This is a genomic window from Acinetobacter populi (assembly GCF_002174125.1).
Taxonomy (GTDB): domain Bacteria; phylum Pseudomonadota; class Gammaproteobacteria; order Pseudomonadales; family Moraxellaceae; genus Acinetobacter; species Acinetobacter populi.
The window spans coordinates 114,568-128,208 of sequence record NZ_NEXX01000006.1 but is presented as its reverse complement, the minus strand read 5'-3'; the positions used below and the strand labels follow the sequence as shown (position 1 = coordinate 128,208).

16 protein-coding genes are annotated in these 13,641 nt (G+C 39.8%); 13 read left to right on the top strand and 3 right to left on the bottom strand.

Going from position 1 to position 13,641, the window contains the following annotated elements; translation table 11 throughout:
• Positions 1-29 precede the first annotated feature (29 nt).
• On the top strand, positions 30-494 hold the full coding sequence (gene ftn, locus CAP51_RS14740; RefSeq protein WP_087621520.1) for a heteropolymeric bacterioferritin subunit Ftn: 465 nt from the start codon (positions 30-32) through the stop codon (positions 492-494).
• A gap of 55 nt (positions 495-549) precedes the next feature.
• On the opposite strand, the gene CAP51_RS14735 is transcribed toward ftn, so the two are convergent.
• Positions 550-1,113, bottom strand: coding sequence for a peroxiredoxin (locus tag CAP51_RS14735; RefSeq protein ID WP_087621519.1), 564 nt, complete (start codon positions 1,111-1,113; stop codon positions 550-552).
• A 160-nt stretch (positions 1,114-1,273) separates the two neighbouring features.
• On the opposite strand from CAP51_RS14735, the gene bioA reads away from it, so the two are divergent.
• From bioA to CAP51_RS14710, 4 genes are all read left to right on the top strand, one after another.
• The gene (gene bioA, locus CAP51_RS14730) at positions 1,274-2,599 is read left to right on the top strand and encodes an adenosylmethionine--8-amino-7-oxononanoate transaminase (protein ID WP_087621518.1); all 1,326 of its coding nucleotides are present in this window, start codon (positions 1,274-1,276) and stop codon (positions 2,597-2,599) included.
• A gap of 362 nt (positions 2,600-2,961) precedes the next feature.
• Positions 2,962-3,828: a MetQ/NlpA family ABC transporter substrate-binding protein gene (locus CAP51_RS14720; protein ID WP_087621516.1), complete on the top strand. Its 867-nt coding sequence runs from the start codon at positions 2,962-2,964 to the stop codon at positions 3,826-3,828.
• Between the two features lie 74 nt (positions 3,829-3,902).
• Entirely contained in the window at positions 3,903-4,928 is a 1,026-nt protein-coding gene (locus CAP51_RS14715; protein ID WP_087621515.1) for a methionine ABC transporter ATP-binding protein, read from the top strand.
• Positions 4,925-5,620: a methionine ABC transporter permease gene (locus tag CAP51_RS14710; protein ID WP_087621514.1), complete on the top strand. Its 696-nt coding sequence runs from the start codon at positions 4,925-4,927 to the stop codon at positions 5,618-5,620. Before CAP51_RS14715 ends, CAP51_RS14710 begins: the two co-directional genes overlap by 4 nt.
• A 129-nt stretch (positions 5,621-5,749) precedes the next feature.
• Here the strand turns inward: CAP51_RS14710 and CAP51_RS14705 are convergent, their stop codons facing one another.
• Positions 5,750-6,658 (bottom strand): LysR substrate-binding domain-containing protein, encoded by a 909-nt coding sequence (locus tag CAP51_RS14705; protein ID WP_087621513.1) that lies wholly within the window; start codon positions 6,656-6,658, stop codon positions 5,750-5,752.
• A gap of 157 nt (positions 6,659-6,815) precedes the next feature.
• Between CAP51_RS14705 and CAP51_RS14700 the strand changes: the two genes are divergently transcribed.
• The 7 genes from CAP51_RS14700 (at position 6,816) to bioD (ending at position 11,358) form a co-directional block, all read left to right on the top strand.
• Entirely contained in the window at positions 6,816-7,346 is a 531-nt protein-coding gene (locus tag CAP51_RS14700) for a sugar ABC transporter (RefSeq protein ID WP_087621512.1), read from the top strand.
• A 14-nt stretch (positions 7,347-7,360) separates the two neighbouring features.
• A complete protein-coding gene (locus CAP51_RS14695) occupies positions 7,361-7,687 on the top strand; it encodes a hypothetical protein (protein ID WP_087621511.1) in 327 nt (108 codons plus the stop codon).
• 17 nt (positions 7,688-7,704) lie between these two features.
• Entirely contained in the window at positions 7,705-8,547 is an 843-nt protein-coding gene (locus tag CAP51_RS14690; protein ID WP_087621510.1) for an MBL fold metallo-hydrolase, read from the top strand.
• Positions 8,548-8,841: 294 nt separating this feature from the next.
• Positions 8,842-9,999, top strand: a complete 1,158-nt coding sequence (locus CAP51_RS14685) for an 8-amino-7-oxononanoate synthase (protein WP_087621509.1) — start codon at positions 8,842-8,844, stop codon at positions 9,997-9,999.
• A gap of 86 nt (positions 10,000-10,085) precedes the next feature.
• On the top strand, positions 10,086-10,298 hold the full coding sequence (locus tag CAP51_RS14680; protein WP_087621508.1) for a type II toxin-antitoxin system VapB family antitoxin: 213 nt from the start codon (positions 10,086-10,088) through the stop codon (positions 10,296-10,298).
• Entirely contained in the window at positions 10,285-10,701 is a 417-nt protein-coding gene (gene vapC / locus CAP51_RS14675) for a type II toxin-antitoxin system VapC family toxin (RefSeq protein WP_087621507.1), read from the top strand. Before CAP51_RS14680 ends, vapC begins: the two co-directional genes overlap by 14 nt.
• Positions 10,702-10,716: 15 nt before the next feature.
• Positions 10,717-11,358, top strand: a complete 642-nt coding sequence (gene bioD, locus CAP51_RS14670) for a dethiobiotin synthase (RefSeq protein WP_087621506.1) — start codon at positions 10,717-10,719, stop codon at positions 11,356-11,358.
• Positions 11,359-11,402: 44 nt separating this feature from the next.
• Here the strand turns inward: bioD and phrB are convergent, their stop codons facing one another.
• Complete coding sequence (phrB, locus tag CAP51_RS14665) at positions 11,403-12,824, bottom strand: deoxyribodipyrimidine photo-lyase (protein WP_087621505.1); 1,422 nt, start codon at positions 12,822-12,824, stop codon at positions 11,403-11,405.
• 103 nt (positions 12,825-12,927) lie between these two features.
• Between phrB and CAP51_RS14660 the strand changes: the two genes are divergently transcribed.
• Entirely contained in the window at positions 12,928-13,587 is a 660-nt protein-coding gene (locus tag CAP51_RS14660; protein ID WP_087621504.1) for a hypothetical protein, read from the top strand.
• Positions 13,588-13,641 lie beyond the last annotated feature (54 nt).

Genomic DNA, 13,641 nt, shown 5'->3' with positions numbered 1-13,641 from the left:
ATAATACTTGAAAATTGAGGAGCAATATTATGAAAGGCAATCCAGCAGTCATAGACTATCTTAATATGTTGATCGGTGGCGAACTGGCTGCTCGCGATCAATATTTGATCCATTCCCGTATGTATGAAGACTGGGGTTTACCAAAAATTTACGAACGTATTGATCATGAAATGCAGGAAGAAGCTGCACATGCCGATGCGATTATTCGTCGTGTATTATTTCTTGAAGGTACACCGAATATGAATCGTGAAGACATTAATGTCGGTACAGATGTCGTGTCCTGTTTAAAAGCAGACCTTGCCCTTGAATATCACGTGCGTGAAAAACTGGCAAAAGGCATTAAATTGTGTGAAGAAAATGGCGATTTTATTAGCCGTGATATGCTGCGTCAGCAATTGTCTGATACCGAAGAAGATCATACGTACTGGCTGGAAAAACAGTTAGGCTTGATTGAGAAAGTTGGTTTACAAAACTATATTCAGTCACAAATGTAATCGTGATGAGATGAAAAGGTCGGCAATTGCCGACCTTTTTCTTTGCTGTGTATTTTTACTTTTTCTGTAATTTTTGAATATCTTTCAGTACTTCATCAGCATGAGTCTGGGTATTAACACTACTATAATGATAAACCACCACACCTTGCGGATCGATTAAGAAACTTTCACGTTTGGCAACTTTGGCAATCCCCAGATTTCGGACGATACCGAGTTTTTCTGCGAGCTGGTGATCTGAATCTGCAAGAATGGGAAAGGGTAGACCCAATTTTTCAGAAAATACCTGATGAGATTTGACATCATCCAAACTTGCGCCTAATACCACTGCATTGGATTTTAAAAATTGCGGATAAAGTTCTTTAAATTGTTTGGCTTCTTGGGTACAACCTGGCGAATTATCCTTAGGATAAAAGTATAAAACCACCCATTTGCCTTTATAGTCTTTTAGTTCATGCCATTTCTGGTTTTGATCCTGTAATTTGAAGGCCGGCGCGAGTTGTCCCACCCATTGTTTCTGCCCTTCCTGACTGGGTTTAAGAAGGGAGTTTTCGGCGAAACTGGAACTGGTCGTTATTGACAGCACGGCGATTGAAATTGCACAACATATATTTTTTATCATTGTTGGAACCATAGGTTTAAATCGGAATTATTCTCATCATAGCAGAAATAATTTCTCAAATTATAAAAATTATTCGTTGAGATACAACAGGTCATTTTGCCATAGGACTGCGGGCTTAAATATGTAAAACTATCGCGATTCTGTTTTTGATCGATTTATTATGCACGACCCTTTTGACCATCAGCATCTTTGGCATCCTTATACTTCCATGATTGACCCTTTACCGACGTTTAAAGTCAAGTCTGCACAGGGTGTATATCTTGAACTAGATAGCGGTGAACGCCTGATAGATGGGATGTCGTCGTGGTGGTGTGTGATTCATGGCTATAATCATCCGCAGTTAAATCAGGCAATTGAGCATCAATTAAAATCTATGGCGCATGTCATGTTTGGTGGTCTGACGCATCAACCTGCAATTGATTTAGGCAAGCAATTATTGGAGATTGTGCCGCAACATCTGAGCAAGATTTTTTATGCCGATTCAGGATCGGTTGCTGTTGAAGTGGCCTTAAAAATGGCAGTGCAGTTTTGGTCATCAAAATCAGGGTCAGCAAAGAACAGTTCAACAAACAATGGATTTACACCAGACAAAAATAAGAAAACCAATTTTATTACCACACGCTCTGGCTATCATGGCGATACATGGAATGCGATGTCGGTGTGCGATCCTGTCACAGGCATGCATCATATTTTTGGGAGTAGCTTGCCACAACGCTTTTTTGTCCCAGCGCCGCAATCGCGTTTTGATGGTGAATGGCTGCCACAGGATATTGAACCCGTAGAACAGATTCTTAAACAGCATCATCAGTCTATTGCTGCGTTTATTGTTGAGCCGATTGTACAGGGTGCTGGTGGTATGCGTATGTATCATCCCGAATATTTACGGCAAGTGGCTGCGCTGTGCAAACGGTATCAGGTTTTACTTATTCTGGATGAAATCGCGACCGGTTTTGGTCGTACCGGTAAAATGTTTGCCTGTGAACATGCCGGTATCGAAGCAGATATCATGTGCATCGGTAAAGCCTTAACTGGTGGTTATATGACATTATCTGCCACACTAACCACTGATCATGTAGCTGAAACCATTAGTCAGGGTGTACCTGGCGCATTTATGCATGGTCCGACCTTTATGGCCAATCCACTGGCATGTGCAGTGGCGTTAAAGTCGATTCAGGTCTTACGGGCACAGGACTGGCAAGGCAAAATCATGCAGATTCAGGCGCAGATTCAATCTTCCTTAAGTGAACTTGCTGCTTTGCCACAGGTGGCGGATGTGCGGGTACTGGGTGCGATCGGTGTGGTCGAAATGCGTCAGTCCGTGGATATGGCAGAGATTCAGCAGCAGTGTCTGACACTGGGTATCTGGATTCGTCCGTTTGGGAAACTGGTGTATATCATGCCTCCCTATATTATTGATGCACAGGAATTAGACATTTTATTATCGGCAGTGAAAAAAATTGTACGTTCTATTGCACTGACCGATTAAATAAGGCACTTAGCGGCATTGAGAATTTATAATAAATCCTGCTGTTAATCGCAGAAAAATTGATAAAGATGGCGCTAAAAATCATCAAAATAATATCTAAAACACTGATTTTCTCTGCAAGATCAGCTGTTTTGGGTGATTTATATACATAAGGCCACAAAAACACTTGTGACAAAATTGTCGGAAAAGATTCTCCACTATAACAGATTTATATTTATTGCTATGATGGCGACATTTTTAGGACCTCATATTTTCGTTTTGATTTGAAAATTGTGGTGCTAAGCCCATTTTTATAAACCATTTTCTTTCTCATGTTTAGTGTGTCAAACAATTAAACAAGAATTCCATTTTAAGGTAATCCTATGAAAAAACTAATTGGTCTTTTCTTAAGTGCATCGGTATTGCTGACAGCATGTGGCAAACAACCGGAAACAGCGACACAAGACAAGGCAACCACAGATGGACTACAAACTGTGGTACTGGCATCTACTGGTTCGGATGCCGATATCTGGCGTTATATTGCAACTTTGCCAGAAACCAAAGAAGCTGGCATCAAGCTGGAAGTGAAAAACTTTACCGATTATGTTGCCATGAATACTGCGGCAGCCAATAAAGAAGTTGATGCCAATGCATTCCAGTCGTATGCATATCTGGTTGCATATAACGCTGCCAATAAAGACAAAATAGCACCTGTGTCTACCACTTATCTTGAACCAATGGGGATTTATTCCAGCAAATACAAAGCCATTGATCAGTTTCCACAAGGGGCAACCATTGCCATTCCCAATGATGGTGCGAATGAATCCCGCGCCTTGTTGTTACTACAAAGTGCTGGTTTACTTAGCCTAAAAGACGGTTTTGACCCTGTAAAAGGCACACCTGCCGATATTACTGCCAATGCCAAAAAATTGGTGATTAAGCCGATTCAGATGGCTACCGCAGTTCGTGTTAAAGATGATGTTGATGCGATTGTGCTGGGTAATACATTGGCAATGGAAGGCGGTTTGAACGTCCTCAAAGATGCAGTATATTATGAGCCGATTGATCAAAGTACCAAATTGAATGTCAATGTACTGGCGGCTGCCGAATCGCGTCAGAATGATCCGACATTACAAAAACTGGGTGGTTTATATCATACCGATGCTGTGAAAAAATATGTTGATGAACATTTTGGCGGTACCAAGGTCGATGTAAATGAACCAGTAAGCTATCTTACAGGCACCAACTAGTTCTATAATTCTATAACTGAAACAGCTAGAGGGAAGCTTTAGCTGTTTCTTCTTTTTTCAACAGTTCAAGCGATATGATTCAATTTAAAAATATATCTAAAGATTATCAGCTGAAAGGCCAGACCTTACATGCACTGGATCAGGTGAATTTGGACATTCCAGAAGGCTGTATTTTTGGCATTATTGGTTATAGCGGTGCCGGGAAAAGTACCTTGGTTCGGTTGATCAATCTACTGGAAAGACCGACAGCCGGGCAGGTAATCATCAATGGTCAGGATCTGACACAACTTGATGCTGCTGCACTGCGCCATGAACGTGCCAATATTGGGATGATTTTTCAGCATTTTAATCTGTTACAAAGCAAGACTGTGGCGGCAAATATTGAAATGCCGTTAAAGTTGCTAGGAATCCCTAAAGCTGAACGTGAAAAACGACTGGAAGAATTGTTGGATTTTATCGACTTAAAACACAAACGTGATGCATTTCCAGATGAATTATCCGGTGGGCAGAAGCAACGTGTCGGTATCGCCCGTGCGCTGGCCAATCATCCAAAAATTCTATTATGTGATGAAGCGACTTCGGCGCTCGATCCACAAACCACCAAGTCGGTACTGGCATTATTAAAGAAAATTAATCGTGAGCAGAATATTACCATTGTAATGGTTACACATGAAATGGACGTGATCGAAACGATTTGTGATCGTGTGGCAGTCATGGAAGCCGGAAAAGTCATTGAAACTGGCACGACGGTAGAGATTTTTAGCCAACCACAGCATCCAACCACAAAGAACTTTATCCAGACCGTATTACAGCAACAATTACCCCAAAATATTTTTGCTCAGTTGGAACATCAGCATCATCACAGTATTTATTGTCTGCAATTTATTGGCAAGTCTGCCCAGCAACCAGTGGTACAGGCATTGATCAAGCAATTTGATATCAGCCTGAATATTCTGTTTGCCAATATGACCGAAATTAACGGCATTGTGATTGGTCAGATGTTTGTGCAATTGCTGGGGGAAGAAGTATTGATTCAGCAGGCGATTGAATTTTTACAGGCATATGAAGTTCGGGTGATTCAGTCAGGAGAACCAGTATGAGAGATTTAATCGTACAGTGGTTAACAGCAGTGACAGCACAGTTCTGGCAAAGTTCACTGAGCATGGATCAGTTTGTAACGGCTTTGCAAGAAACCTTTCAAATGGTATTTTTTGCAATGATTTTTGGTGGTATTTGGGGCTTTATTCAGGGCATTACCATGGTATTGACCCGTCCCAAAGGTATTTTACCCAATCGTGTGATTTATCATGGTTTAAATCCGCTGATTAATGCACTGCGTTCATTACCGTTTATTATTTTGCTGATTGCAGTGATTCCCTTAACCAAGTTTTTAGTTGGTTCTTCGATTGGCACTTGGGCGGCAATTGTGCCGCTGACGATTTATATCGGGCCATATATGGGACGCTTGATTGAAACTTCTTTGCTTGAAGTTAATGAGGGAATTATTGAATCGGCACAGGCAATGGGAGCAACACCAGCACAAATCGTATTCAGGTTTATTTTACCGGAAGCACGGAGTTCGCTGATTTTAAACCTGACTACAGCCACGATTAGTTTGATCGGTGCAACGGCTATGGCTGGTGTTGTCGGTGCGGGTGGTATTGGTGATCTGGCGGTATCCTATGGTTATCAGCGTTTTGATAGTAGTGTGGTGATTCTAACTGTAGTGGTGTTACTGATTCTGGTGCAATTAGTACAAATGCTGGGGGAATGGTTGGCAAAGTTGCGATAGCAGGATTGCTCTATAAGAAATGTATAAGCAATTTTTTATGATTGCCCAATGAAATCACAACACAGTCAAATAAAAAGATTTCCCATTTTTGATTCAGCTCTCATCGCTTGATCAAAAATGAGGAAATTTTTAAGTGGAGTGTTTGGTGATATTAAACTTATGAATTTCAGTATCTAACCAATCTTCAAAAGCGGATAAAGTGCTTTCATGTCTGCTCGTTTCTACTGATTTTATTAAACAAAATTTTTTACTGAGTATTTTTGATTCTGGCCAAGGGGCAATAAGTGAGCCTTCATTAAGCTCTTTTTCCACATATATTGAGGGTACTAGTGCAACTCCCAGACCAGCTATTGCTGCTGAAATCGCCATTTCATGCAATTCGTATCGTGCACCCTGAAAAGGATAATTTAATATTATGCCATTTTCTTTAGCATAGTTATCCCATGCTTCTGGATTTTGTTGCCGGTGGATTAATGGAATATTAGTCAGTTGATTAGGTGCTTTTGATTTTCCCAAAATCAGGGGATTACATACAGGGATTAAATTTTCCTGAAAAAGAAATTGTCTATGTGTACCAATCCATGCTGGATGTTCAAAGTGAATAGCAGCATCAAAACCACTTTCTGCAAGAATGTAAGGATCAGTTTTTACTGAGATATTTACAGTAATATCAGGATGTTTATCTCTAAATCTCCCCAAACGTGGGATAAGCCAGCGACTTGAAAATGTGGGCAGAGAAGATATATTCAAACTTTTACTTCCTTCGGGTAGACCTTTAATAAATTGAGTTTCTCTATCAAGACGATCAAGTGTCTCACGAATATTTTGTGCATAGTGTTCACCAACAGGATTGAGTTTTACTCGACTGCCAATTCGATCAAATAATTTTCGATTGAGAAAAGATTCAAGTCGTGCAATTTGTCGACTTACAGCACCTTCAGTTAATGAGAGTTCTTCCGCTGCCCTCGCAAAATTGCCATGTCTTGCAGCAGCTTCAAACACTTTGAGTGAGCTACTACTCGGAATGTGCTTGCGCATAATTATTACCTTTACAGAATATATGAAACTTAATATTAGTGAGTAAATATCACTATATAGTGAAATATTATCGATTTATAGGCCTAAAAATTAGAATTATCATGATTAAAGCTCAATAAAAAGCTATTTTCTTTTAACGTTATTGATCGAGGCTAAAATGTTATATACCGTAGAATGTACTTATACTGATCCAAATACTGAAGAAGAATGGAATGATTTTTATAGCAGGCAAAAACTATCGGCTTTAATTTCTGTTACGGGATTTCTTACGTCCCAGCGGTTTAAAGCAATTTCATCGGGAGGTCACGCCTATCTTGCAATTCATACGATTGAAGATGAAAAAATAATTGTCAGTGAAGAATACAAGCAAAAAGGCGGGGGTAATTTTTCATCTTGGCAACCCTATATTACGGATTGGCATCGTAATTTATATGCGTTTACAGGTGCTGCTCCAGCTGTAATGGAAAAAGAAATACTTTTACTCAGTACTGGACTCATCGAATTTAATCATACCCAGCAAAACTATAAGCCAATGGAGATGTATGCTGTTGGGCTTGATCAGTTTCCTGCATACCGAGTTGCTTATATTTTACCGCATCAAGAAGCAGAACTTCATGTAAATAAAGAAGGTGTCATTCTTTATGAAGCGATGACGAAGCAGCTTCAAAGTTCAAATGATAACAATTGAACAGGAGAAAATTAGTGCCAAATCTTACTTTCTATATTGCTGAAGATCAGTTTAATCAGTTTATTGATCTAAATGATATAACACAAAACTGCTGTACTTTATGTATTGATATCCTTGGTGCAGAGCTAAACAAGGTACATATTCACTATATCCCTGTTAAAGCAGGCTGTGGGTATCCAGTTTATGCCGAATTAATTTATCGTTTATCCAATCATCGTTCGGTGGAAATAATGGAAAATTTTATGCAAAAGCTTAATGAAACCATTTTACAAAAAACTGGGCTGGTTACACGTATTCGTTGTTTTGGTTTTAATTCTACACAGCTCCATGCTTATAATTAATGAAAGGATATTGTGAGATGAGTAATCAAGCTTTTTCAGCACTTCAAATTGGTCATTTCTTAGTGAATGTCTTAAACGATGGTGATATGACAGTAAGTTTGGACTTATTGTCAGGTATTAATGCGATTGAGGCAAAGAAAATTCAATATAAGGCAGGAATGGTCAAAACAGTTATTATTAACGTTAATGCTTATCTTATTCGTGGTGCTGGACGGATTATTCTGGTTGATTCTGGTACTGGCGGTTTAAATGGTGCTGGAGGATTACTTTTAGAAAATCTTATGACACTCGGGGTTAATCCTAATGATATAGATACTATTCTTATAACGCATGCTCACCCTGATCATATCGGGGGACTTTTAGATCATGAAGGGCAAGTGAGGTATAAAAATGCCAATCTTTATCTGCATCCTTTAGAAATGGATTATTGGTTGGATGATGAAAAACTCAAGCACCAAAATGAACGAGGTCAACGCAACTTTTCTCTGGTAAGGCGTACTTTACACGCTTATGCAAAATCCATAAAATTTTTTGATCACAGGCCAATCATTGAAGGGATTCGTCCAAGATTGCTTGCGGGGCATACGCCAGGCCATACTGGATTTTATGTCGAATCAGATGATAAAAGTCTTTTAATTTGGGGCGATATTATTCATTTTCCAAATATTCAGTTAGCAGATCCTTCTATTACGATTTCTTTTGATTGTGATCCAGAACAGGCAGCGAGTACACGGAAAAAGATTTTGCAAGAAGTCGTGCAAAATAAGCAATTGATAGCAGGAATGCATATAGAAAAACAGGGATTTGCCCAAATTTCATTGAGCGAACATAAGTATCACCTTGTTTATCAAGACAATTAAAAATTCGTTATGGACGTTTTATTTGGAAAAGTTTTAAGCATTGAGAGGAGAAGATGCTACAAGGATTTATCCTGAATGCTTGCTTTTGTGAGTTTGACAATGCATTCATTTATTGAAGAATATTGATATTAATGATCCAAACCATGAAACTCATTTTTTAGATTGTTTTTCAGAGAAAAAATTTAAACACCCTATAACTTGAGCAGTATGATCAATTTGCCGGGTGTTTTTTTATGGTAGCATTTCAGCCCTGACCTGAACGGCCGACGTTCAATCTGACTGATGTGAGTATCAATGAATCCTTTATATCAATCCTATGCCGATACTTTAGAACAGTTAAAGCATAAGGATAACTTCCGTTTTTTTAAGGAAATTCAGCATCACGGGCAATATGCCATATTAAATGGCAGTACCATGTTGAATCTAAGTTCCAATGATTATCTGGGTTTGGCGCAAAATGAAGCGTTAAAGCAACAGTTTTTTGATCTCTACCCGGTTGAAACCCGTCATTTAACCAGTTCTTCTTCCCGGTTATTGACCGGAAACTTTCCCGAATATGAACAACTGGAAGCCAGTTTAAGTCAGGCATTTGGTCGGGCCAGTCTGTTATTGAACAGTGGCTATCATATGAATATCGGTATTTTGCCCGCCTTGACTGATAGCAAGACTCTGATCATTTCCGATGAGTTAATTCATGCCAGTATTATCGATGGCATTCGATTAAGTAAGGCGCAGAAACAACGTTATGCGCATCAAGACTTGGCGCAACTGGAACAGCTTTTAATTCAAGCCGCCAATCGTGACGAAATCGAAAAAATCATGGTGGTAACCGAAAGTGTCTATAGCATGGACGGTGATATTACCAATTTAAACGCATTGGTGGCTTTAAAACAGAAATACGCAAAAGTCATGCTCTATGTTGATGAGGCACATGCCATTGGTGTTTATGGTGACAAAGGTCTTGGATGTGCCGAACAGCAAAATTGTATCGCCGACATTGATTTTCTGGTCGGAACTTTTGGTAAGGCCTTGGCCTCTGTCGGTGGTTATCTGATTTGTGACGAAATTATTCGTGAGTTTTTAATTAATAAAATGCGCTCACTGATTTTTTCTACCGCCCAGCCACCACTGAATATGGCGTGGACAAATTTTATATTTCATTATATGCAGCAGATGCAGGATAAACGGCAGCATCTTTTGCAAATTAGCCAGAAATTAAAACAGGCGGTGTTGGACAGAGGATTGGCTTGTCCAACTGATAGTCATATTATCCCGGTGATTTATGGTGAAAATCAGATTGCCGTGGATAAAGCCCTGCAAATGCAGCGAGCCGGATTTTATGTTTTACCAATTCGTCCGCCAACTGTTGCCGAAGGGACTGCACGGGTGCGTATTTCCCTCGATGCAAATTTATCGTGGTCACAACTTGAACCGCTTATTGCACATTTATAAGTTGGGGCGATATCTGCATTTGTCAAAATATCTGCCAAATGTGCTATTCTGTATCCGTATATATTTGTTTCGAGGAAACGAAGGTCATGAGTATCAATCTTGATTTAGACCAGAATTTACTGGCAGAAGCAATAAAGCTTGGACATTTGTCAAATGCGCAAGAAGTGATTGATCTTGCTTTAAGAGAATTTGTACAGAGAAGACAAGCACAGGAAGTTATTGAATTATTTAATACGATAGATATAGATGAAGATTATGATTATAAAATGATGAGACAGCGACCTCATGATTTTAGTTGATACCTCAATTTGGTCACTGGCTTTTCGAAAAAAGCAAAAAACAAATACGGACATGCATATTATTACTGAGTTATCAGAACTTATTTTAAATGGCAAGGTGGTTGTGATTGGTGCTATACGACAGGAAATATTAAGTGGTATTCGTGATGAGTTACAATTTCAAAAATTAAAAAATAAATTAAGTATTTTTAAAGATATAGACGTGATTACCCAAGATTATGAATGTGCAGCACAATTCTATAATCAATGCCGTAGACATGGTATTCAAGGGTCACATATTGATTTTCTAATCTGTGCTATTGCTGTACGGCAGCGATTAGAGGTTTTTACATTAGATCAGGATTTTAAGCATTATCAATCCTATATAGGTGATAGTTTGTCAATATATGAGCCAAAATCCTAAAGAGAGAGATGTGTGATGGAAAATGCTGTGTATTTTATCAGTGGCATTGATACCGATATTGGTAAAACCATAAGTACAGGGATTCTGGCCAAGCAATTGTTGGATCAGGGTGTCAATGTGATTACCCAGAAATTGATTCAAACCGGTAATCAGGGTTTTTCCGAAGATATTGCCCGCCATCGCCAGATCATGCAGATTGATACATTTCCGGAAGATCAGCAGGGTTTAACTGCACCTCAAATTTTTGCCTATCCGGCATCACCCCATTTGGCGACTCGACTTGAACAAAAACAACTGGATTTAAAAGCCATTGAGCAGGCTACGCAACAACTGGCTGCCCGTTATGATGTGGTATTGCTGGAAGGTGCAGGCGGATTAATGGTGCCGTTAACCGAGGATTTCCTCACCATTGATTATATCGCGCAACAACATTATCCAGTGGTTTTAGTCACTTCTGGACGCTTGGGCAGTATCAATCATACCTTATTAAGTCTGGCAGCTTTAAAGCAATATGGCATTTCCCTCTATGCATTGGCGTTTAATGCCTTTCATGATGCCAAAGATCGCGTGATTGCCGAGGATACCCGACAATATCTGAAAAACTATTTGGCGAAACATTTTCCCGATGCATTGTGGCAGGAGATTGCCCGTATTTAATATTTTGATGACGGTAAAATCCTTTGGTTTTTCAGCCAAAGGATTTAATGTTTAATCCCCTTAAAAGCATCAAGCGCACGTTGTCGGCTTTGTTTTAAATCGACAATCGGTTGTGGATAATTTAATCCTTCACCTGCTTTAACATAGCGATAGGGCTCATGAAGCGTTTTGCTATCCAGATGCGCCAGTTCAGGCAGCCATTGCCGGATAAAATCGCCATTGGGATCAAATTTCTGTGACTGGCTAATCGGGTTAAAAATACGAAAATAGGGCACACTGTCTGTGCCTGTTGAGGCAGACCATTGCCAGCCCCCGTTATTGGCAGCCAGATCGCCATCAATCAGGTGCTGCATAAACCATTGTTCGCCCAGTCGCCAGTCAATCAACAAATTTTTACTGAGAAACATCGCTACAATCATGCGTAAGCGATTATGCATCCAGCCTGTGTTTAGCAGTTGGCGCATGGCAGCATCAATCAAAGGAAAACCGGTTTTGCCATGTTGCCAGGCGTGTAAATCCTCCGGTGCATTACGCCAGTGAATTTTACCGGTTTCAGCTTTAAAGGGCTGATGTCGGCTGACCTGCGGAAAACCGTATAAAATATGTTGGTAAAATTCCCGCCATAATAATTCGTTCAGCCATGTATTGATGCCGTTATTCGAGCTAAAAAGCTGATTTTGATGATGCTGTTGAATATATTGTACACATTGCCGAATAGAGAGTATGCCGGCATTAAGATAAGGCGAAAGTTGACTGGTGCCCTGTATGGCGGGGAAATCCCGTTCAGCTTGATAATGCGTGATCTGATCTTCGACAAAGTGAGCAAGTTTTGATAAAGCAATATCCTCACCGACTGGCCAGTGTTGGCATCGCTTTTCCGATATTGAATCAAAACCCGCAATCGACTGTGGTATGTCGTCACTGGCAATATCAAGCGGCTGTTGGGGCGCAGGTTGATCATAAGTGTGCAGAATGTGCGCTTGATCCAGACGTTCATAACATACCTGTTTGAATGCACTAAAAACTTTATAATATTCGCCATTTTTATTTTTAATCGAACCGACTGGAAATAGAGTGCGGTCGGAATATTCATGCACATTGATCTGCTGGTGCTGTAATTGCTGTTTTACTGCAAGGTCGCGCTGCATTTCATTGATGCCATATTCCTGATTCCAATAGATGTTTTTAATCTGATGCTGTTGACACAATTGCAATAGAAGATCTGGAATCTCTTGCCAAAGTTCAGTGTGACCGATTAATAAAGGAATGTTGAGCTGCTTTAATTGCAGCGATAGCTGTTGTAATTGTCTAAGCCAGAAATCGACTTTACAGCTAGCATCATCATGTTGCTGCCATTGTGTCGGGGTGATGATAAAAACTGCGATGGTCAAATCTTGCTGTGTGGCATGAAATAAGGCAGTATTGTCATTTAGGCGTAAATCATTGCGAAACCAGTATAAATTCATGAAAAATCAAGCAATCAACATTTATTTGCCATCTTAACGCAAGGTTGAAAAAAATTAAGCTAAGAAGATGTAAATGATCAGCATAAGGCGAAGGAATCATCAGATGCGGCAGAAATATTTTATTCAGGTGTTATCAGGTTTACTGTTTAGCACACTGACATTAACCACAATGGCTAAGGTGCCTAGCACAACGGAAATTATTGGCTGGCTCAACAATCCGGAAAAATCCTATGCAAATCCTGCCAACGCCATTTCTATTGACCGGACAGAAGAAATTGTCTTGATGTCAGGTGAAAAAGCCTATATCTCCGGCATTGAATTTGCCAATGCTGGACGTAATTTCTGGGCTGGCTATATTCTGACGCGTCCTAATTTAAAACAGTCTCATCTTCTGGAATTTGGTGGACAGTCCAATACTTTTGTAGTGCATCAGGTGATTGTAAACGGCAAACCCGTTAATTTGGTCGAGTTTGAGAGTGCAGGCTCCGGACAGGGCACAATCGAACAAAGTCGAACCTTGACGTATTTTAAAAACTGGCAACCAGTAACGATTGCCGAGGCCGAATCTTACTATTCACCAGGACAGTTTGATGTCAAGCAAGGAGATAGTGATTGTAAAACCGGTGCCAATGATACCGGCATACTGAATGTGCTGGAACAACAGAGCATGGTACTTAAGACAGAAATTACTGGAAATGCCTGTGCATCACGTCCACAGGATTATAAAATTCAATCAAAACTTATTCCGATTGTGTTGAGATAAGGTTGAAAATGAAGGACCATGTCAACAAAATAAAAGTCATTTTAGAGAAATGAT

Coding starts and splice junctions, on each gene's coding strand:
- ftn (WP_087621520.1), top strand. CDS start 30: ATGAAAGGCAATCCAGCAGTCATAGACTATCTTAATATGTTGATCGGT.
- CAP51_RS14735 (WP_087621519.1), bottom strand. CDS start 1,113: ATGATAAAAAATATATGTTGTGCAATTTCAATCGCCGTGCTGTCAATA.
- bioA (WP_087621518.1), top strand. CDS start 1,274: ATGCACGACCCTTTTGACCATCAGCATCTTTGGCATCCTTATACTTCC.
- CAP51_RS14720 (WP_087621516.1), top strand. CDS start 2,962: ATGAAAAAACTAATTGGTCTTTTCTTAAGTGCATCGGTATTGCTGACA.
- CAP51_RS14715 (WP_087621515.1), top strand. CDS start 3,903: ATGATTCAATTTAAAAATATATCTAAAGATTATCAGCTGAAAGGCCAG.
- CAP51_RS14710 (WP_087621514.1), top strand. CDS start 4,925: ATGAGAGATTTAATCGTACAGTGGTTAACAGCAGTGACAGCACAGTTC.
- CAP51_RS14705 (WP_087621513.1), bottom strand. CDS start 6,658: ATGCGCAAGCACATTCCGAGTAGTAGCTCACTCAAAGTGTTTGAAGCT.
- CAP51_RS14700 (WP_087621512.1), top strand. CDS start 6,816: ATGTTATATACCGTAGAATGTACTTATACTGATCCAAATACTGAAGAA.
- CAP51_RS14690 (WP_087621510.1), top strand. CDS start 7,705: ATGAGTAATCAAGCTTTTTCAGCACTTCAAATTGGTCATTTCTTAGTG.
- CAP51_RS14685 (WP_087621509.1), top strand. CDS start 8,842: ATGAATCCTTTATATCAATCCTATGCCGATACTTTAGAACAGTTAAAG.
- CAP51_RS14680 (WP_087621508.1), top strand. CDS start 10,086: ATGAGTATCAATCTTGATTTAGACCAGAATTTACTGGCAGAAGCAATA.
- vapC (WP_087621507.1), top strand. CDS start 10,285: ATGATTTTAGTTGATACCTCAATTTGGTCACTGGCTTTTCGAAAAAAG.
- bioD (WP_087621506.1), top strand. CDS start 10,717: ATGGAAAATGCTGTGTATTTTATCAGTGGCATTGATACCGATATTGGT.
- phrB (WP_087621505.1), bottom strand. CDS start 12,824: ATGAATTTATACTGGTTTCGCAATGATTTACGCCTAAATGACAATACT.
- CAP51_RS14660 (WP_087621504.1), top strand. CDS start 12,928: ATGCGGCAGAAATATTTTATTCAGGTGTTATCAGGTTTACTGTTTAGC.